Annotated in this window: 16 protein-coding genes; 2 read left to right on the top strand and 14 right to left on the bottom strand. The window is 73.2% G+C overall.

Translation table 11 applies throughout. From position 1 onward, the window contains the following. Positions 1-2: 2 nt before the first annotated feature. Positions 3-2,003 carry a DUF6541 family protein gene (locus IEY98_RS06100; protein WP_189209250.1) on the bottom strand — a complete coding sequence of 667 codons (2,001 nt, stop codon included), beginning with the start codon at positions 2,001-2,003 and terminating at the stop codon, positions 3-5. Positions 2,004-2,116: 113 nt separating this feature from the next. Here IEY98_RS06100 and IEY98_RS06095 point away from each other — a divergent pair, with 113 nt between their 5' ends. Next, a complete protein-coding gene (locus IEY98_RS06095; RefSeq protein WP_189209249.1) occupies positions 2,117-3,016 on the top strand; it encodes a phosphotransferase in 900 nt (299 codons plus the stop codon). On the opposite strand, the gene IEY98_RS06090 is transcribed toward IEY98_RS06095, so the two are convergent. After that, positions 2,988-3,707 (bottom strand): inositol monophosphatase family protein, encoded by a 720-nt coding sequence (locus IEY98_RS06090; protein WP_189209248.1) that lies wholly within the window; start codon positions 3,705-3,707, stop codon positions 2,988-2,990. The genes IEY98_RS06095 and IEY98_RS06090 overlap by 29 nt on opposite strands. 103 nt (positions 3,708-3,810) lie before the next feature. Here IEY98_RS06090 and IEY98_RS06085 point away from each other — a divergent pair, with 103 nt between their 5' ends. Beyond that, positions 3,811-4,662, top strand: coding sequence for a hypothetical protein (locus tag IEY98_RS06085; RefSeq protein ID WP_189209247.1), 852 nt, complete (start codon positions 3,811-3,813; stop codon positions 4,660-4,662). Between the two features lie 62 nt (positions 4,663-4,724). Here the strand turns inward: IEY98_RS06085 and phoU are convergent, their stop codons facing one another. The 12 genes from phoU to pstC all read right to left on the bottom strand — a co-directional run bounded on the left by phoU (position 4,725) and on the right by pstC (position 18,925). Beyond that, entirely contained in the window at positions 4,725-5,390 is a 666-nt protein-coding gene (phoU, locus tag IEY98_RS06080; RefSeq protein WP_189209246.1) for a phosphate signaling complex protein PhoU, read from the bottom strand. A gap of 73 nt (positions 5,391-5,463) precedes the next feature. After that, positions 5,464-10,092 (bottom strand): LCP family protein, encoded by a 4,629-nt coding sequence (locus tag IEY98_RS33030; RefSeq protein WP_189209245.1) that lies wholly within the window; start codon positions 10,090-10,092, stop codon positions 5,464-5,466. A gap of 221 nt (positions 10,093-10,313) precedes the next feature. Continuing rightward, positions 10,314-11,231, bottom strand: coding sequence for a GGDEF domain-containing protein (locus IEY98_RS06070; RefSeq protein ID WP_373292331.1), 918 nt, complete (start codon positions 11,229-11,231; stop codon positions 10,314-10,316). Positions 11,232-11,395: 164 nt separating this feature from the next. Next, positions 11,396-11,839 (bottom strand): hypothetical protein, encoded by a 444-nt coding sequence (locus tag IEY98_RS06065; protein WP_189209243.1) that lies wholly within the window; start codon positions 11,837-11,839, stop codon positions 11,396-11,398. 1 nt (position 11,840) lies between these two features. Continuing rightward, positions 11,841-12,974: a tRNA dihydrouridine synthase DusB gene (gene dusB / locus IEY98_RS06060; RefSeq protein WP_229786627.1), complete on the bottom strand. Its 1,134-nt coding sequence runs from the start codon at positions 12,972-12,974 to the stop codon at positions 11,841-11,843. 23 nt (positions 12,975-12,997) lie between these two features. Continuing rightward, the gene (locus IEY98_RS06055; protein WP_189209242.1) at positions 12,998-13,747 is read right to left on the bottom strand and encodes an ESX secretion-associated protein EspG; all 750 of its coding nucleotides are present in this window, start codon (positions 13,745-13,747) and stop codon (positions 12,998-13,000) included. After that, positions 13,747-15,144, bottom strand: a complete 1,398-nt coding sequence (locus IEY98_RS06050; protein ID WP_189209241.1) for a hypothetical protein — start codon at positions 15,142-15,144, stop codon at positions 13,747-13,749. The genes IEY98_RS06055 and IEY98_RS06050 overlap by 1 nt, the downstream gene beginning before the upstream one ends. A gap of 9 nt (positions 15,145-15,153) precedes the next feature. Next, positions 15,154-15,708, bottom strand: coding sequence for a DUF3558 domain-containing protein (locus IEY98_RS06045; protein WP_189209240.1), 555 nt, complete (start codon positions 15,706-15,708; stop codon positions 15,154-15,156). Positions 15,709-15,731: 23 nt separating this feature from the next. After that, positions 15,732-16,118, bottom strand: coding sequence for a hypothetical protein (locus tag IEY98_RS06040; protein WP_229786626.1), 387 nt, complete (start codon positions 16,116-16,118; stop codon positions 15,732-15,734). Positions 16,119-16,276: 158 nt separating this feature from the next. Further along, positions 16,277-17,053: a phosphate ABC transporter ATP-binding protein PstB gene (gene pstB / locus IEY98_RS06035; RefSeq protein WP_189209239.1), complete on the bottom strand. Its 777-nt coding sequence runs from the start codon at positions 17,051-17,053 to the stop codon at positions 16,277-16,279. A 10-nt stretch (positions 17,054-17,063) separates the two neighbouring features. Further along, positions 17,064-17,975, bottom strand: coding sequence for a phosphate ABC transporter permease PstA (pstA, locus tag IEY98_RS06030; RefSeq protein WP_189209238.1), 912 nt, complete (start codon positions 17,973-17,975; stop codon positions 17,064-17,066). Continuing rightward, positions 17,972-18,925 carry a phosphate ABC transporter permease subunit PstC gene (pstC, locus tag IEY98_RS06025; RefSeq protein WP_229786760.1) on the bottom strand — a complete coding sequence of 318 codons (954 nt, stop codon included), beginning with the start codon at positions 18,923-18,925 and terminating at the stop codon, positions 17,972-17,974. Before pstC ends, pstA begins: the two co-directional genes overlap by 4 nt. Between the last annotated feature and the right edge of the window lie 37 nt (positions 18,926-18,962).

Here is an 18,962-nt window from a genome sequence, read left to right as displayed (position 1 = left end):
GGTCAGCTGGACTGCCCGTCGCAGGTGGTGATCCGGTACAGCGTGGCCGCGTCCCCTTCGCGGTCGACGACCTCGAGGTGCGGGTTCGTCTCGACGGTCTCCATGCCGGGGTACACGGTGGGCCAGTTCATGTAGCGCCGTCCGTTGAAATCCAGGACGTAGTAGCTGTCGTACTTCTCGATCAGCTCGCAGATCCTGGGGTCCTCGCCGATGGCGTTCAGGTTGTTCATCAGCATCAGCACGTCCGGCGGCATCTTGTCGTCGCCGACGTGCGGCGTGAGCGTGCGCCTGCCGCTGATGGCGTAGGAGAACGCGGTTCCCGTCCAGGGGTCGCCGATGATGGTGGCGCTCTCCGGGACGTGCTCGTCGACCCGGGTCAGCAGGGCCTCCTCCGCGGAGGACAGCAGCGGCGCGTTGTCGGAGGCGCGGTAGTTGCCCGCGCCCGAGCCCACGGCGTAGTTGACCGAGCTGAACTGCCCGGCGACGCCGATGATCGCCGCGACGACGAAGGCCACCGCCGCAGCCGCGGGCGTGGACTCCCTGGTGAACCGCATGCTGGCGAGGCGGGGACGGCGTTCGACGAGCGCGTCCCTGGTGCGGAAGAACAGCCAGGTCGCCGAGATCGTGCACACCACCACGGTGATCGTGGGCAGCAGCGAGGCGAGCCGGTAGGAGTCGTTGTACCAAACGCCGGTGATGAAGTTCCGCAGTCCCGGCTTCCGCATCGCGGACACCACGATGAACAGCACCGCGGCGATCAGGTAGACGCCGAGGACCCACTGGCTGAACTGCCTGCGCATCACCAGGCCGACGGCGACCAGGCTGAACAGCAGGACGACCCACGAGGCGCCCTGCTGCATGACGCCGCCGCTGAGCACCTGGCCGATCGCCTGCGGCACCCGCTGGATCGGCTGCCAGCCCGAGTTCTCGCTCGAGGGGCGCACCCGCAGCCACAGCGCGATGCCCGCGCCGAGGTAGGCCGCCAGGAGCATCACCAGCAGCCAATAGCGGCTCTGGCCCGCGCGTCCGGCCAGGATCCGCCGGTAGCGGACCACCGCGACGACGAAGATCGGCAGGGCGAACAGCAGCAGCGTGAGGAACGTGCTCGGGTGCGCCAGGGCGATGCCCGGCGTCACGGCGATGAAGAGGAGGGTCGCGAGCCAGCGCGGCGTGCCGCTGCGGTCGCCGACGCCGGTGACCATGCTGATCAGGGCGAGCGCGGCGGGCAGCAGCGCCAGCGACATGAAGTACGGGTAGAGGACGCCGAAGTCCAGGATGATGTACGGGAACGCGCCGAACGCCGCGGAGAGCGCCCCGGCGAACAGGACCGGGACGGGCCGGGTGCCGGTGACCCGGGTGGTCAGGAAGATCGCCGAGATCGGCCAGACCAGGGCGCCGATCACCAGGGTGACCGCGTTGACCGCTGCCGGGATGGACACGCCCGAGACCTGCACGACCAGGCTGACCAGGTCGTGCCAGGCGGCCGGGTACGCCGACACCTTGGCCCCGCCGCTGTACATCCCGCCGACGGTGAGCGAGGACGCGGACCCGCTGTCGATGATGTAGCGGATCGCGTTGAGGTGGAAGACGTTGTCCCAGGTCTGGGAGATGTTCTCCGGGCCGCCGATCATCCGGGTGAGGCCGCGGGTCAGCAGCGCGGCGGGGATGAGCAGGGCGCCGAGGTGGGCCAGCAGGGTCCAGCGGGAGCGCGGCGAGCGGCGGATGCGGCCGTGGATGCCCAGCGCCTTCGGGGTGGCCCTGCGCAGCACCAGGCCGATCGCGGCGATGGCGACTGCGGGCACCACGACGTGCAGCACGTTCCACCGCAGGCCGAGGAACGGGCCGACCACGGCGGTGACGGCGACCAGGCTGATCGACACGGGAGCGGCGGCGCCGACGGCCACCAGGCCGGTCACGGCCCAGCAGCGCAGGATCAGGTAGCCGGGTAGGAAGACGATGGCCGCGGTCAACAGCAGGGCTGGAACCAACTGCCACCAACTCATGGGAGTGCTCCTCGGCGGACGCGCGCACGGGCGGTCGCAGACTAGCAATCGTAAATCCCGACCCCGGCGGCCGGGACCTCACATAACCTGCGGATAACGATGGGGAGGTCCGCGTGGCGGAGTGGTCGACCGCGGGATGGCGGGCGGAGGCGGTGGCGTGGTTGGACGACGCGCTCGCGCGGCGGGGGGTCGTGCGGTGTGGGGAGGTCGAGCAGCCGAGGGTGCGGCCGTGGGCGACCGTGCTGTGCGCCGAGACGAGCGCGGGGCGGGTGTGGCTCAAGGCTTCCGGGGCGGAGACGGCGTTCGAGGCGGGCCTTTACCTGGTGTTGCACGAGGTCGTGCCCGAGTCGGTGCTCGAACCGCTGGCCGTGGACGCGGAGCGCGGGTGGGTGGTGTTGCCTGACGGCGGGGCGTCGTTGGGGGACGTGTCGGGGCTCGGGGACGCTCTGGTGGCGTACGCGCGGATGCAGCGGCGCCTGATGCCGCACGTCGACCGGTTGCTCGCGGCCGGGGTCGCCGACATGCGGCCGGAGGTGTTGCCGCGGCGGCTGTCTGAGGCTGTCGCGGTTGTGGGCGGGGGACTCCCCGCGGAGTTCGCGGACGGGACCGCCGCGCGGTGGGTGGCCGAGTGGGCGGCCGAGCTGGCAGCGTCGGCGCTGCCCGCGTCGCTGGACCACAACGACCTGCACCCGGACAACGTCCTGACCGGGCCGCGGTTCTACGACTGGGGCGACAGCGTCGTCGCGCACCCGTTCGCAGCCGCGATGCTGCCGCTGAGCGTGATCGGCGACGGGCTCGGCGAGGCCGCGGCGGTCGAGGCAGGCGAGCGGTACCTTGCCGAGTTCACCGACTTCGCGCCGATCGGGCGGCTGCGCCGCGAGCTGGCGCTGGCGCGCAGGCTCGGCATCGTCGCCCGGACCCTGACCTGGGCGCGGGCCGCTGGCGCCGCGCCGGAGTTCGCCGACGCGCCCCGGCTGACGCTGCTCAGCCTGCTCGACGAGCCCAGGCCGTGAGCAGCCGGTCGGCCAGCTCCGGGCGGCAGACGAGCAGGTCGGGCAGGTAGGGGCGGGGCTGGTTGTAGCGCAGCGGCGAGCCGTCGACGCGGGAGGCGTGCAGGCCTGCGGCCACGGCGACGCCGACCGGCGCGGCGGAGTCCCACTCCCACTGGCCGCCGGTGTGGAAGTAGGCGTCGGCGTCGCCGCGCAGCACGGCCATGGTCTTGACACCCGCCGAGCCCATGGGGACCAGCCGCGCGCCCACCCGCTCGGCCAGGTCGGCCACGCCGTCCGGGGGGCGGCTTGCGCTGATCACGATCCGCAGGTCGGACCGGGTGGGCGGGACCGCGAGGTCGCCGCGGACGTGGACCCTGTCGGGCAGGGCGACGGCGGCCGCGGTGATGCCCGCGCCGCGCTCCCAGAGCGCGACGTGCACGGCCCACTCGGGGACGCCCGCCGCGTACTCGCGGGTGCCGTCGAGCGGGTCGATGATCCACACCCGGTCGGCTTGCGGGCGGGCGGGGTCGTCGGGGGACTCCTCGGAGAGCACGGCGTCGCGCGGGCGCAGGTCGGCGAGCATGCCCAGGATCGCGGCGTTGGCCTCGGCGTCGGCGAGGGCGCCCACGTCGGGCGGGTTGTCCGCGCGGAGTGCGGTGAGCAGGGCCGCCGCCCGGCCCGCCGCCGCCTCCGCGACCGCGGCATCGTCCACGGAAACGACCGTAACAGCCCCGATCGGTGCATTACGCTCGCGGAACCGGGCGTGCTCGCCCCGCGTCTACCCGTCGGACACCGAATTCAGGGGGCACCTCGACATGGCGGACATCCAGTACCACTTCGGCACCGGCGACGGCGACCCGAACGTCCACCACGGACAGACCAACGTGGACGTCGACGGGGACGGGGCCACCGACGCCATCGCGGTCGACTTCGACGGCGACGGCCGCTACGACGACGCCATGTGGGACTCCGACGGCGACGGCGTCGCCGACACCGCCCTGCTCGACCTCAACGACGACGGCGTGGCCGAGTCCGCCTACCACGACCCCAGCGGCGAGGGCACCTGGAACGCCAAGGGCGAGGGCGGCCAGCCGGAGCAGGCCGACGAGCCGACGCAGACCGTGGACAACCCCGAGAGCGAGTTCGAGAACCAGCCGCCGGAGGCGACGTCCGAGGAGCCGGAGCCCGCCGAGGAGCCTACGGAGCAGCCCGCCGAGGAGCCGACGACCACGGAACCGGCTCCCACGGAGGAGCCGACGCCTACCGAGGAGCCGACTCCCACCGAGGAGCCGGAGCCGACCGAGCAGCCGAGCGAGGCCGACGGCCCGTCGCTGACCGACTGGTTCGACGACCTCAAGCCCGGCGACGACACCCCCGAGCAGGAGCCGGTCGCCGACAACGCCGAGTCCGGCGAGCCCACGCTGGAGGACTGGTACTCCAGCCTCGAACCCGCCGCCGACGCCGGCTCGACCGACGGGGACCCGAAGGACGCCGAGCCCACGGACTCCGCCGTCGAGGACGACCCCGCCGACGCCACCGGGGACCCGGCGCTGTCGGACTGGTACGACGACCTCAAGCCCATGGACGACATAACCGACACCACCGACGCCACCGACACCACCGACGGCTCGTGCGGCGACGAGCCGTCCGGCCTGTCGAACTGGTAGCCGAACGCGCGTGAGGCGGGGCCGGACAGCTGTCCGGCCCCGCCTCACGGTCGTTTTGAGGGCTAGGGCTCCAGGTCGTCCGAGGCGCCCGGCATCCGGCCGGTCACCACGAACACCACGCGCTTGGCGACGGAGACCGCGTGGTCGGCGTAGCGCTCGTAGAAGCGGCCCAGCAGGGTCACGTCCACGGCCGCGGCGACGCCGTGCGGCCAGTCCTTGGCCATGATCACCGAGAACAGGCCGCGGTGCAGGTCGTCCATCTCGTCGTCGGCGTCGTCCAGGGCGCGCGCCGCGGCGACGTCCTGGCTGCGGATGACGGACTCCGTGCCGCGGGCCAGGCTGACGGCGATGCGGCCCATCTCGGCGAAGCTCTCCCGCACGCCGTCGGGCAGCACCGGGTTGGGGTGCCTGCGCCGGGCCGCCTTGGCCACGTGCAGCGCCAGGTCGCCCATCCGCTCCAGGCTCTCCGCGGCGTGGATCGCCGCGAGGACGGTGCGCAGGTCGGTTGCGACGGGAGCCTGCAGCGCCAGCAGCGAGTAGGCGTGCTCCTCGCAGGCCGAGCGCGCGTCGTCGATCTTCTCGTCGCCGCTGATCACCTGTTCGGCCAGCGAGAGGTTGGTCTCCAGCAGCGCGCGCGTGGCGAGTTCCATCGCATCGCCGACCATCGCGCACATCGCGGCGAGCTGGTCGGCAAGCTGTCCTAGTTCACTGTGGTAAGCCTCGCGCATGGCCAAAGCCTAGACGCAACCGCGCCGGACGCACCTATCGGAGCGTGAATGAGCGGTGAACCCATGACGACCATCAGGCGCAGGTGACGTCTCCGCCGTTGATGGCGGACAGGTCCTCCGGCAGCTTCTCCGGCTCGGGCTCGGTGACCTTGGCGGTGCCGGGGGCGACCACCTCGCCGTCGTACTCCGGGCCGATGACCAGCACCAGCGCCTTGCCCATCGACGCGTCGGCCTTGAGGTGCACGCCGGGGATGGAGGAGGCGAGCGTGCGCGCGGCGGCCTCGTTGCCCGTGCCGTAGTAGATGACCGTGTGGGCGACCTTCGGCGCGGAGCTGACCATCATGACGTCGTAGCCGTACTCGGCGAGCTTCTCGCCGGTGTCGCGGGCGATCCGGCCGGTGGTGTTGCCGCCGTTGAGCACCTGGATCTTGAGCGTCTTGGGGTCGACCTGCTGCTGGCGGGCGCGCAGCGGCGAGGACTGCGGCAGCGCGCGCTGCTGGGTATCGGCCTTCTCCGCGGGCTTCTCGCCGGGCAGCGGCTGGTTGTTCACGATCGCCCGGAACAGCGCGGCGTTGTCCTCGACCCGCAGTTCCTCGTTGCCGCGGTCGTTGGGCAGGCCGACGGTGGGCACGGTCAGGAAGGTGACCCGCCCGGCCTCCAGGCCCTGCAGCGACTGGCCGAGGGAGAACAGCGACTCGACGGTGATGTTGTCGCCGAAGGTGGACTTGGTGAACGCCTCGGTGAAGCCGGTGAGCTTGCCCGGGTCGAGCAGCACCTGGCCGGACATGGACTTGCGCAGCAGGGAGGACAGGAAGCGCTGCTGCCGCTTGATGCGCCCGTAGTCCGACGTCGGGTCGCCGCGCACGTGCCGCGCGCGGACGAAGTCCAGCGCCTGGTCGCCGCGCAGCTCGACGGCGGTGCCCGCCTTCTGCACGATCCACTTCTTCATGTACGTGTCGTACATCGGCTCCTCGACGCAGACGGAGACGCCGTCGACGGCGTCCACCATGTCCTTGAAGCCGTGGAAGTCGATGCCGATGAAGCGGGTGATGCGCAGGCCGGACAGCTCCTGCACGACCTTGGTCGCGCACAGCGGGCCGCCGACCTGGTAGGCGGTGTTCAGCTTGGCGGCCTGCTGGCCCGCCACGGTCTCGCCGGTGTAGTCGTTGGTCGCGGGGTCGAACCGCTCGCATTCGGGCCGCTGGATCTCCAGGTCGCGGGGGAACGACACGATCACGACCCGGCTGCGGTCGGCGGGCACGTGGGCGATCATCGTGGTGTCCGCGCGCGCCCCGGGCACCTGGCCCGCGTCGCCGACGCCGTCCTCGGCCTCCGCGCCTTCGCGGGAGTCCGAGCCGATGAGCAGGAAGTTCTCGTCCCCGTGCTGCGCCTCGGCGTTCTGGATGGCGTCGGAGTTCGGGTCCAGGGCGCGGACCTTGTCGATGCTGTCGCCGGTGTGCTTGAGGAAGCCCCAGCCGACGCCGGTCGCGGTGAACACCAGGATCGCGGTCGTGCCCGCGAACACCCGGGCGAACAGGCCGCGCTTCTTCGGCTTCGGCTTCTCCTCGGCGTCGGCGCCCGCCTCGCCCGGCGGCTTGGCGAGCTCCTCGAGCTGCTCCTCGAGCTCGTCGTCCTCGGCGTTCCACGGCAGCCGCCGCTTGGCCCGCTTGGCCTTCTCCTCGGCCTTGAGCTCGTCGTGCACCTTGGAGAACCGCGCGAGCGTCTGGTCGACCCGCCTGCGCTTCTGCGTGGCCTCCCCGATCGGCTCCATCTCGGTCGTCATCCCGACCGCGTCGGCGGCGGAGACGCCTGGAGGCGGGGTGAGGGCGACCTTCTGCGTCTCCTCGGGGTGGGCCGGGTTGGGCATCGACGACTGCCCGGGCGGCTGCTGCCGGGGAATCCGCGGCTTGCCTTCCCCATCGAGCCTGGCGGCGATGTCGGCGGCGGGGTCGACGGGGAACCGGCCGGACGGCTGCGGGCCGTCGGCGTCGACGGGGAAGCGACCGGAAGGCTGCGGGCCGTCGGTGTCGATGGGGAAGCGACCGGAAGGCTGCGGGCCATCTGCGTCGACGGGGAACCGGCCGGAGGGGTGGGGTCCTTCGGCGTCGGCCGGGAACCGGCCGGGGGGCTGCGGCCTCCGCTGCCCGAAACCGTCGTCGGCGGGGTGCTGCCTGCGGCTGGGCTGGGGGCCGTCCGCGAAGTCCTCGGCGGGCACGGGGTGGCTGGGAGCCTGCCGACGGCCGGGATGCGGACCGTCCGCGAAAGCCGCGTCCTCGGCGGGAATCGGCCGACGGCCCGGGAGGGGACCGTCCACATAGTCCTCAGCCGACACCGGGCGCCCCGGCCCCTGCCGACGGCCGGGATGCGGCCCATCGGCGAAGGCCGGGTCCTCCGGGGCGATCGGGTGCTGACCGGTCGGCTGCCTGCGCCCCGGGCGAGGGGCGTCCGCGAAGGCGTCCTCGGGGGGCATCGGGTGACCGGACGGCTGCCGACGATGGGGCCCCTCGACGAAAGCCGGGTCCTCCGGGCCTAGGGGGTGCTGGCCAGTCGGCTGCCTACGACCCGGACGCGGACCGTCGGCGAAGGTTGGGTCCTCAGCGGCGATCGGGTGCTGGCCAGTCGGCTGCCTACGGCCCGGACGCGGGCCGTCGGCGAAGGTTGGGTCCTCAGCGGCGATCGGGTGCTGGCCAGTCGGCTGCCTACGACCAGGACGCGGGCCGTCGGCGAAGGTTGGGTCCTCCGGGGCGATCGGGTGCTGGCCCGTCGGCTGCCTACGACCGGGACGCGGACCATCGGCGAAAGTCGGGTCCTCAGCGGCAATCGGGTGCTGGCCCGTCGGCTGCCTGCGGCCCGGGCGCGGGGCGTCGGCGAAGGCCGGGTCCTCCGCGGCGATCGGCTGGCTCGTGGGCTGCCTGCGGGCCGGGCGCGGGGCGTCCGGGAAGGCTGGGTCCTCGGGGGCGAGGGGGTGCTGGCCGGTCGGTTGCCTGCGGGACGGGTGGGGGGTGTCGGCGAAGGTCGCGGGTGGGCTGGGGAGGGGGTGCCTGCCGGTCGCCGGGTGGTCTTCGGTGGGGCGGGGTAGGGGGTGGCGGGCCGTCGGGCGGGGGTGGGGGCCGGAGGGCCTGCGGTCCGCGTCCGGGGCTCGGTGGTCGACCGGGAAGTGGTCGTCGGGGGTGGGGGGCTCGTGGTGGTCGCGCGGGAACGGCTCGTGGCGCGGGGGGTAGTGCGCGCTCGGGCGGTCGTCCTCGGGGAGGTCGCCGGTGCGCGTGGGTTCGGGGAGGGGGCGGGCCGGGCGGGGTGGGGCGGGCCTGCGCGGGGGCTCGGGCGGGACGTACTGGTCGAAGTCCAGTCCGGCGTCGGCCGGGATGCGGTGGGCTCCGGTGGCCTGGCGCACGACATCGGCGGGAATGGACGCGCGCTGCGGTCCCCCCGGCTCGACGGGCGGCGCCACCGGGTCCACCACGGGCCCCCGCGGCGCACGACGGGGACGCGGGCGGTGGTTCGCCTCCGGCGGGTTGGGCGGCAACCCGTCCCGAACGGCAGGCTCGACCCGATGGGCGGTCGGCTGCTCGACGCCGCGGTGACCCGGCACCTCGTGGTCGACGGCACCACGGCGCGGGAGCGGCTGCTCCCCAGCGGCCCGGTGGTCCGACACCTGACGGTCACCACCACCGCGCCGCGGAAGCGACTCGTGGCCCGGAACCCGGTGGTCCGGCAGCTGGTCTTCATCAGCACGACGCGGAAGCGACTCGTGGCCGGGAACCCGGTGGCCCGGCGGCTGGCGGTCGGTGCCAGGGCGGCGCGGGAGCGGCTCGGGGCCTGCGGCGGCCGGGTGGTCCGGCAGCTGGTGGTCGGCGGCGGCACGGCGCGGCAGCGACTCGTGGCCAGCGCGGTAGTCCGGCGGCTGATGGTCGCTGGCACGGTGGTTCGGCAGCTCGGGGTCGGCGCCTGCCCGACGCGGGAGGGGGTCGGGGGTGGCGCGGCGGGTGGGGGCGCGCCGGGGGGAGGGCTCGGCAGCCGCGTGGTGGTCCGGACCGACGTGGTGGGCCGACGGCTGGTCCGGGGCACTGCGGTAAGCGGACGGCTGGTGGTCCGGGTCCACGTGATGGGCCGACGGCAGGTCCGGGGCACCGCGGTAACCGGACGACTGATGGTCCGGGCCCACGTGGTGCGCGGACGGCAGGTCCGGGGCGGCGCGGTGGGCGGGGGGGTGGTGTTCGGCGGCCGCGCGGTGGGCGGGGTCGACGGCGCCGCGGGGGGTGGGGTCGGGGGCGCCGCGGTGGGCGGGTGGGGTGGACTCGCGGTAGGGCTGCTGCGGGTAGGCGGCGGGGGCCGAGTGGTCCGGGAGGCGGCCGGGGGGCTGTTCGGGGGCCTGCCTGCGGCCGTGCCTGCCCGGAGGGGTGTCGGCCTGCTCGGCCGCGGCGCGGCGGCCCTGCATGGCGGCGCCGAGGTCTTCCACGCCGCCGCGTTTCGGGCGGGGGGACTCGGGGGCGGCGTGGCGGGACTCGTCGGCGCGGCGGCGGCCGGGGGCCGGGAGGTCGGCGCGGGAGGCGGTGTGCCGCTCGACCAGGTCCGAGACGCTCACGCCGTCGCCGTCGTCGAGGGAGCGGCGTCTGCGGCGGGGCTGGTCGGCGGGGTCGGGGGCGCGGCGCTTGCCACCTGGGCCGGAGGGCGGGGCGCCGTCGCCGTCGTAGTCGTCGGGCACCCAGGCTCCTTCCTTACGACCGCGTCAAGCGTTGCAGGTTGGTTATCAACACGTTGCGATGCCGCACTCGGTTACTTACCCGATCGTGTCAGTCTCGCGGAGGCGATAGTACGGATGACCGCGATCCCTGACGACCACCGCCCGGCGATTAACCACAGACCGTACGCAGAACCGCCCACGGGATTACCCCGATCGGGCGACTGTGGCGCGGGCGAACGCGCTCAGCGAGCGGCCACGCGCGGCGGGGCGACGGCGCGCCTGCCCGCCGCCGGTCCGGCCAGGTGGGGCTTGCCGCCCGAAAGGTACGCCACGGCGTTTCGTCCGGATTGCTTGGCGGTGTAAAGCAATCCGTCCGCCTCGCGAAGTTGCCGCTCCGCGGATGCCGGTGTGTCCTCCGCCACGTCCGCGGCGGGCGCGTGGGCCAGGCCGACGCTGACGGTGACGCGCAGGCCGAGCACGAGGGTCGACCACGGGTGGCACTCGACCCGCGCGCGGGCCGCCTCGGCGACGTCGACGGCCGTGGGGCCGTCCACGTCGGGCAGCACGAGGACGAACTCCTCGCCGCCGTAGCGGGCGCAGAAGGCGCCCTCGGGAAGGTCCTGCTGGAGCAGTTCGACGACCCGCTGCAGGACGCGGTCGCCGACGAGGTGGCCGAAGGTGTCGTTGACCTGCTTGAACCAGTCCAGGTCGACCAGGGCCACGGCCAGCCCGCCCGCCCCGCCGCGCTCGGCGAGGACCTCGATGAGTCTGCGGTCGAGGTAGCGGCGGTTGTAGCTGGCGGTGAGGCTGTCGCGGATGCTCTGCTCCTGCGCCTCGGCGTGCTCGCGGCGCAGGCGGTCGACCTCGCGGCGGAACTGCTCGGGGATCGGCGGCGGCGCGGTCAGCTCCGACATGAGGTCCAGCGCGGACCGCAGGTGCTGGTAGGCCTGCCGGTACTGCCCGCGCGAGGCCAGCAGGGTGGCGATCGATTCGTGCAGGCTGACGAGGTTGGCGGCGTCGACGGGCGGGTCGGCCTCAGCGGGCTCGGGCCGCTCCGGACGGCGCAGCGGCACGGTGGGCTCGTTGACCCTGCGGTCCCGCCAGTTGGCCGTGCGCTGGTCGGGCTCCGGCTCGGCCACTCCTCGTCCCAGTGCGGACACCGCGGTCACCTCCCTACGTACGAGTGTGTCGTCCGGAATGAAGGTCCGCTTGAGCCGACGGGACGCTTGGGCGGGGTAATTCCCCCTACCGGTGGATACGCGGTCGCGGGGCACTCCGCCGCGTCGCCGACCGTGGGCCGATCACTGCGACATTCGGGTGTCACTCATTCGGCGGGACACGGCGAGAAGCCGTAGGCCTCGCCGTCGAGCAGGACGACCCGCTGGGACCCGATCTGCTCCCCCAGGGTGGTGCTGTCCCGCCGGATGGTCACCGTCACCGCGACCACGTAGACCTCGCCCCTGGGGGCCTTGGCCGACTTCTCCGGCCGCCACTGCGGGTCCGGCCGCAGCGTCGACTCGACCGGGGCCATGCGCAGGACCAGGTCGTCGAGGTCGCAGAACCGGTCGGTGAAGTCCGGGTGCTGGGTGCGGCGCAGGAAGTCCGACTGGCTGCCCGGCCCCTCCTCGCCCGCGTCGTTCAGCGCGGCGAAGTAGGCGAGGACCCGGTCGTCGTCCTCGTCGCCGCCCGCCGCGGGCACCGGCTGCCCGGCCACCGCCGTCGAACAGCCAGCGGCCGCGAACGCCGCCAGCACCGCCAATCGCCGCACGTCATCCCCCGGAATGCATCAGTTCCGCCCCGACGGGCACCGCGGTGTCCTCGGGGTCGTCGAGCCAGCCATCGGGCAGCACGACCCGGCCCGGCGAGCCCTGCCGCCCGCGCGGGCCCTCGGCGTCGGCCGGGTACGGCACATCGGGCTCCAGCTCGCCCACCAGGTCGGCCAGCTCGGCCAGCCCGGAGACCAGCGCGAACCGCTGCCGCAGGCTCGCGCCGATCGGGAACCCGCGCAGGTACCAGGCCATGTGTTTGCGCAGGTCGCGCAGTCCCTTGTCCTCGCCGAGGTGGTCGGCGAGCAGTTCGGCGTGCCGGGTGAGGATGCGGCCCACCTCGCCCAGCGACGGCCCGTCGGGGATCGGCGCCCCGGTGAAGGCGGCGTGCAGCTCGCGGAACAGCCACGGCCTGCCGAGGCACCCCCGGCCGACCACGACCCCGTCGCAGCCGGTCTGCTCGACCATCTTGAGCGCGTCGGCGGCGCTGAAGATGTCGCCGTTGCCCAGCACCGGGATCGACGTCACGGCCTCCTTGAGCCGCGCGATCCGCGACCAGTCGGCCTCCCCGGAGTACCGCTGGGCGGCGGTGCGCGCGTGCAGCGCGACGGCCCGCGCGCCCTCACCCTCCGCGATGCGGCCTGCGTCCAGATAGGTGATGTGCTCTTCGTCGATCCCGACGCGGAATTTGACGGTCACCGGGACGTCCCCCGCTGCCCGGACGGCGGCGGAGACGATGTTGCGGAACAGGCCGCGCTTGTACGGCAGGGCCGCGCCGCCGCCCTTGCGGGTCACCTTGGGCACCGGGCAGCCGAAGTTCATGTCGATGTGGTCGGCGCGGTCCTCGCCGACGATGATCCGCACCGCCTCGGCGGTGGTGGCCGGGTCGACGGTGTAGAGCTGCATGGAGCGCGGGTGCTCGTCCGCCCCGAAGGTGATCATCTCCATGGTCTTGGCGTCGCGCTCGACGATGGCCCTCGCCGTGATCATCTCGCAGACGTACAGCGAGGTCGGGCTGCCGAACTCGCGGCAGAGGGTGCGGAAGGCGACGTTGGTGATCCCCGCCATCGGGGCGAGCACGACCGCCGGGTCGACCGGGTAGGGGCCGATCCGCAGGGCCGGGAGTCGCGGGGTCACCCACCCATTGTTACCGATGGCCTCTATCGGGCGGACGGGGCCGAGTCCCGGGCCGACCGGATGAGCTCGTCGAGTTGCCTGGCCAGGCGGGCGCCGTCGGCGGGCGAGTAGGTGGCGCGCACGGCGCCGTCGTCGGTGGCCGTGGTCAGGGTGAGGTAGCGGCCCGCGTCGGTGTCGATCCAGCCGAGGTTGTCGCGGGTGGTGAGGGTGAAGAAGCCGAAGCCGGTGCGGGGGCGTTCGAGGATGCCCGCCGCGACCCGCAGCTGGGTCTGGGCGGCCGTGCGCGGGGGGCGGACGGGCGTGGCGAAGCCCGCGGGGGCCTGCTCGGGGGCGGGCTGCTCGACGTGGACGGACTGGCCGGGGCCCGCGGCCGCGGGCGGCAGCAGGGCGACCATGGCGCGGGCCATGCCGGTCGCGCCCACGCCGGCGAACCGCACCGACTGTCCTTCTTGGACGGCGAGCACGCCCGAGTCGCCCCGCACCGCCCCCCGCGCCCGGAGCAGCGTGTCGGGCCGGGGCACGCCGGACGCGGCGATGCCGACGTCGGGGTCCGCCAGGAGCCGCAGCGCGCGCTCCACGCGCGGATGCGGGCCATCGGGACCCATCAGGCCGCGATGGGCCAGGTCGGTGAACACGGCGCGGGCGATGCGGGCGCGGTCCTCGGCGTACTGGCCGACGCTGGGGATCTCGAACGGGTAGTGCCTGCAGGTGATCCCGAGCAGCTGCGAGAGCACGTCGACCGCGGCCAGCGACAGGGTGAACGGCGTGCCCATCAGCCGATCACCGGCGGGGACGCGGACCCACCCGCGCCGAACACCTCGTCCGGGTCGGGCTCGACGAGGTAGGTCGGCCGCTCGTGCTCATCGTCCTCCGCGCCCCCGGCCACGGGCGCGCCCACCATGCCCGCCGCGGTACGCGCTCCCACCCCGGACGCGCGGCCCGCGGCCTGCTGGGCGGCGAGGGCGCTGGCCGGAGCGCGTCCGGCGCCGCGCACGGCCTCGCTTCCGGGAAGGCCGCCGGGACCGCCCAGCGGCGGCGGTCCGCCGACCGGCGCCGGGGCGGGCTGGCTTCCACTCGGCCCGACGGGACCGGCCAGCGGACCCGCTCCGGCGGGCAGGCCCGGGTCGTAGCCGCCGGGCGTGGTCCCGGGGCCGCGCTGTCCGGGGGCGGTGGCCGAGGCCGGGTCGCGCGGCGCGGGGACGGACCCGCCCTCCGACGACTGGCCGGACGTGACCGTGGACGGCGGGGTGCAACTGTCGCGCTGGTGGCCCTGCGGCACGTCCTCCACACCGCTGGGGCCGGTCTGGGTGTCCCTGACGCTGACGTCGGTGTCCCTGTCGACCGCGCGGGCGTCGTGCGCGCGGACCGGCTCGTCGCTCCTGGCGTCGGACATCGCGGGCGGCGGGGCGAACGCGGGCATGGCCGCCGCCGCGCTGAGCCTGCCGTCGTACGCGCCGACGACGCGGGCGGCCTCCTCGTGCGCGGCCTGGCTCGCCCGGTACTCGTCGAGGTAGCCCGCCGCCTTGGTGGCGAACGCGAGCGGGTCCGTGGTCGCCTGCAGGTCCCGCATGGCGGCGCCGAGGTCGAACGGGCGCTCCTCGGGCATCGAGTTCTTCGCCTCGGCGAGCGCGGCCGAGTGCAGCGCCAGCTGCGTGCCCGCGTACTGCGCGCTCTGCCCCGCCTGGCCGATCCAGTCGCCGGTGTCGGCCAGGAACCGCCGCGCCGCGTCCCCCGCGGGCCCCTCCCATTGGGTCTGGCTGTTCGCGATCGCCGCGGCCACCTCGTTCTGGAACCTGACCATGGCGTTCCCGGCCTCGGTGTAGAGGTCGCTCATGGCGCCGACGTCCTCGGGGCTGACGTCCTGGGTCACCATCGGCTTGAGCTGGGCGTGCGGGTAGCTCAGGTAGTTCGCGCACGGCATCGCGGGCGGCGTCCGCATGGACACCCCGGCGGCGAGGTCGCCCGCCTGCGCGGCCAGCTGCTCGGTGAAGCGCTGCTCGACCTCGCTGTTGCGGCTGAACCGCCGGACGAGCCCCATGAGCCAGCCCGACTCCTCGATGTCCCGGTCGACGTGCCGCTCCGCGTCGGTGTGCACCTCGTCGCGGGTTCGCGCGGCGTCCCGCCGCTCGACGTGCGGCGGCTGGTTCGGGTCACGGGTCGGATCGGTCATCGCCACTCCCTAGGGCAACTCGGGCTCCACGAGTTCGGCCAGTTCCAGCGCCAGCGGGCACAGCTTCTCCCCGTCGTCGCCCACGACGGCGGCGTCCACCCGGGAGGAGTCGGTCACGGCCAGGGCGACGAAGCAGCTCCCGCCCTGGACGCCGATGCCCTCCACGGCCGCGCGGGAGTTGACCCGCAGGGGCCGCACCGGGCGCTCGGACACGGCCCCGTCGATGCTGAGGCCCTCCCAGACGCCGACCGAGATGGTGTAGCTGTCGCGGACGCTGCCCTTGCGCACGCGCCACTCGCAATAGCGCGCGCTGCCCACCTTCCTGCTCTGTCCCTCGCCGGTCACGGCCATCGCGGACTGTCCCGCCGCGGTCAGCAGGTCACACGGCTCGACCGCGGCCAGGGGCGTCTCCTGGGCGGGCTCGGTGGTCGTCCCGCGCGTCGGCTCCGCCTGCGTCCGGCTCGCCGGGCCCGCGGACTCCGGCTGGCCTGCCGTCGTCGTCGCGCAGGCCCCGACCACCAGCAGCGCGGTGGCGAGCGAGGCGACCAGCGGGGAGGTCCGCACGGGCAGCACCTTTCACCTCACGGTCAGCGGAGCTTGTCGGCGTTGAGCTTGTCGGTGTCCTGGTAGTTGGCCATCGCCTGCTTGATCCCCTGCTCGGCCTGGATCAGCGCCTCGCGGAACTGCTCCAGCTGGGTGACGAAGCCCGCGCCGTCGGAGGCGACCTGTTGCAGGTACGGCTTCATCGTCATCGCGCCGTGCGTGCTGCCGAGCGGTGCTTCCTGCTGGAGAAAGGCGAGCGAGGTGCGCTGGCTGTCGACCCAGTCGGCCATGGCGTAGACGGCCCTGAGGAGCGCCTCGCCGCCCTCGCCGCTGACGGCGAAGCCGCCTTCCTGGGCGGTGGCGGCGAAACCCGCCATGGACTCGCCGATGGTGGTGCCGATGCGCGCGCCGCCTGCGTCGTCGACGTACATCGCTGCCCTCCGACCCGGGTCCGATCCCTCTGCGCACCGTACCAATCACCCTGGGTGGTCGTCGCGGGGTGAGACGTGATCACTTGGTTGCCCGTTCCCGCGCAGTGCGAACAGGCCCCCGACCGGAGTAGTCGGGGGCCTGTCGTTGGCAGGATCGATCAGCCGAAGCGGCCGGAGATGTAGTCCTCGGTGGCCTTCTGGGCCGGGTTGGAGAAGATCCGCTCGGTGTCGTCGATCTCGACGAGCCGACCCGGCTGCCCGACGCCCGCGAGGTTGAAGAACGCCGTCTGGTCGCTCACCCGGGCCGCCTGCTGCATGTTGTGGGTGACGATCACGATCGTGTAGTCCTTCTTCAGCTCCTGGATCAGGTCCTCGATCGCCAGGGTGGAGATCGGGTCCAGGGCCGAGCAGGGCTCGTCCATCAGCAGCACGTCCGGCTGCACGGCGATCGCCCTGGCGATGCACAGCCGCTGCTGCTGACCGCCGGAGAGGCCGCCGCCGGGGCGGTTGAGCCGGTCCTTGACCTCGGTCCAGAGGTTGGCCCCGCGCAGCGCGCGCTCGGCGATCTCGTCGAGCTTGCGCTTGTCCTTCTCCCCGGCCAGCTTCAGCCCGGCGACCACGTTGTCCCTGATGGACATCGTGGGGAACGGGTTGGGGCGCTGGAACACCATGCCGATCGTGCGCCGCACCGACACCGGGTCGACGGAGCTGCCGTAGATGTCCTCGCCGTCGAGCAGCACGCAGCCCTCGGCGCGCGCGCCCGGGATGACCTCGTGCATGCGGTTGAGCGAGCGCAGCACGGTGGACTTGCCGCAGCCGGACGGGCCGATGAACGCGGTGACGCTGCGCGGGGGCACGGTCAGCGAGACCCCGTCGACGGCGTGGAACTTGCCGTAGTACAGGTTCAGGTCCTTGACTTCGATGCGCTTGGCCATCGTTACCCGCTCACTTGGTCTTCAGGGACGTCATCCGCGAGATCAGCGATCCCAGCAGGTTGAACACGGTGATGATGAGGATGAGGGTGACCGCGGCGCCCCAGACGCGCGCCTCGCCGACCTCGTTGATGGTCAGCCGCTCGGAGTTCATCAGCAGCGGCAGCGAGGCCATGTTGCCCTCGAACGGGTCCATGTTGATGAACGAGTTGTAGCCGACCAGGACCAGCACGGGCGCGGTCTCGCCCATGACGCGGGCGATCGCCAGGCTGATGCCGGTGATGATGCCCGACATCGCGGTCGGGATGACGATCTTGACGATCGTCTTCCACTTGGGGATGCCCAGCGCGTACGCGGCCTCGCGCAGCTCGTCCGGGACGATCTTGAGCAGTTCCTCCGTGGTGCGCACCACGACCGGGATCATCAGCAGCACCAAGGCGAGCGCCACGGCGAACGCGCTGCGCGGCAGGCCGAACGTGGTGATCCACAGGGCGTAGATGAACAGCGCGGCCACGATCGACGGGACGCCGGAGAGGATGTCGACGGTGAAGGTCACCGCGCGGGCGAGCCTGCTGCCCCGGCCGTACTCGACCAGGTACACCGCGACCAGGATCGCGATCGGCACCGCGATGATCGCGCAGATGAGCCCTTGGATCAGCGTGCCGTAGATGGCGTGGTAGACGCCGCCGCCGAACTGCCGCGACGTCAGGCCCGCGAGCGAGTGCGTCCACCACTCCGCGGTCAGGACGTGCTCGAAGCCCTTGACGACGACGGTGAGCAGCACCCACACCAGCGGGGCGAGCGCCAGCAGGAACGTGCCGGTGATCAGCGTGCCCGCGACGCGGTTCTTCATCCGCCGCCCGGGGGTGATCTCCTGGAAGGCGGGCGGGGCTGCGGGCCGGTCCAGGTCGGTCGCGGTCGTCATCGGTACTCCTTGCGCCCGGCCACGATGGAGCGGGCGATCGCGTTGACCACGAACGTCAGGACGAACAGCACGAGACCGGCGGCGATGTAGGCGCCCGCCCCGCGCGGGTCGTTGAACTCCGGGGCGGCGCGGGCGATCTTGGAGGCGATCGTGTCGCCGCCGTCGAACAGCGACCAGCCGAAGACGTCCGACGTCGAGGCCAGGATGATCATGACGGCGATGGTCTCGCCGAGCGCGCGGCCGAGGCCGAGCATGGAGGCGCTGACGTAGCCCGCGCGGCCGAAGGGCAGCACGGTCGTGCGCACGACCTCCCACTTGGTGGCGCCGAGCGCGAGCGCGCCCTCGATCTGCATGGGCGGCGTGCGGTCGAACACCTCGCGGGTGATCGCGGTGATGATCGGCAGCACCATGACCGCCAGGACGATGCCCGCGGTGAAGATGGTCTGGCCGATCACCAGGCTGGTGTTGCCCTCGGCGAAGACCGGGATCCAGCCGAGGTTCTCGTTCAGCCAGGTGCTGATGGGCTCCAGCGCGGGCGCGAGCACGTAGGCGCCCCACAGGCCGTAGATGATCGACGGCACCGCGGCCAGCAGGTCGACCAGGTAGGCGAAGGGGCGGGCCAGGTTCCTGGGCGCGTACTGGGTGAGGAACAGCGCGATGCCCAGCGACACCGGCATCGCGATGACCAGCGCGAACACGGAGCTGAACACCGTCACCAGCAGCAGGTCGAGCACGCCGAAGGCCAGGTTCGCCGGGTCCCCGGTGTCCCATGAGCGGCTGAACAGGAAGCTGGAGTTGTTCTGCGCGAGCGAGGGGATCGCCTGGATCAGCAGGAACACGCCGATCAGCGCGATCATGACGACGACGAACCCGCCGGAGCCGACGGTCAGCGCCTTGAAGATGCGGTCACCCGGCCGGGTGACGGTCGGGGTGTGCTCGGTGGATGTAATCGTCGCCTCCGTCGAGGTGGTGGACGCGGAGCCGCCC

Source organism: Actinokineospora fastidiosa (assembly GCF_014648415.1).
Taxonomy (GTDB): Bacteria; Actinomycetota; Actinomycetes; order Mycobacteriales; family Pseudonocardiaceae; genus Actinokineospora; species Actinokineospora fastidiosa.
Note: the sequence above shows the minus strand (reverse complement) of the source record. Positions and strands in the feature narration are given on the sequence as shown.

What these genes read in the sequence shown, in the direction of transcription:
- IEY98_RS06050 (WP_189209241.1), bottom strand. Translation starts at nt 15,144, where the DNA reads ATGACCGATCCGACCCGTGACCCGAACCAGCCGCCGCACGTCGAGCGG.
- IEY98_RS06100 (WP_189209250.1), bottom strand. Translation starts at nt 2,003, where the DNA reads ATGAGTTGGTGGCAGTTGGTTCCAGCCCTGCTGTTGACCGCGGCCATC.
- IEY98_RS06085 (WP_189209247.1), top strand. Translation starts at nt 3,811, where the DNA reads ATGGCGGACATCCAGTACCACTTCGGCACCGGCGACGGCGACCCGAAC.
- IEY98_RS06040 (WP_229786626.1), bottom strand. Translation starts at nt 16,118, where the DNA reads ATGTACGTCGACGACGCAGGCGGCGCGCGCATCGGCACCACCATCGGC.
- IEY98_RS06055 (WP_189209242.1), bottom strand. Translation starts at nt 13,747, where the DNA reads ATGGGCACGCCGTTCACCCTGTCGCTGGCCGCGGTCGACGTGCTCTCG.
- phoU (WP_189209246.1), bottom strand. Translation starts at nt 5,390, where the DNA reads ATGCGCGAGGCTTACCACAGTGAACTAGGACAGCTTGCCGACCAGCTC.
- pstB (WP_189209239.1), bottom strand. Translation starts at nt 17,053, where the DNA reads ATGGCCAAGCGCATCGAAGTCAAGGACCTGAACCTGTACTACGGCAAG.
- pstA (WP_189209238.1), bottom strand. Translation starts at nt 17,975, where the DNA reads ATGACGACCGCGACCGACCTGGACCGGCCCGCAGCCCCGCCCGCCTTC.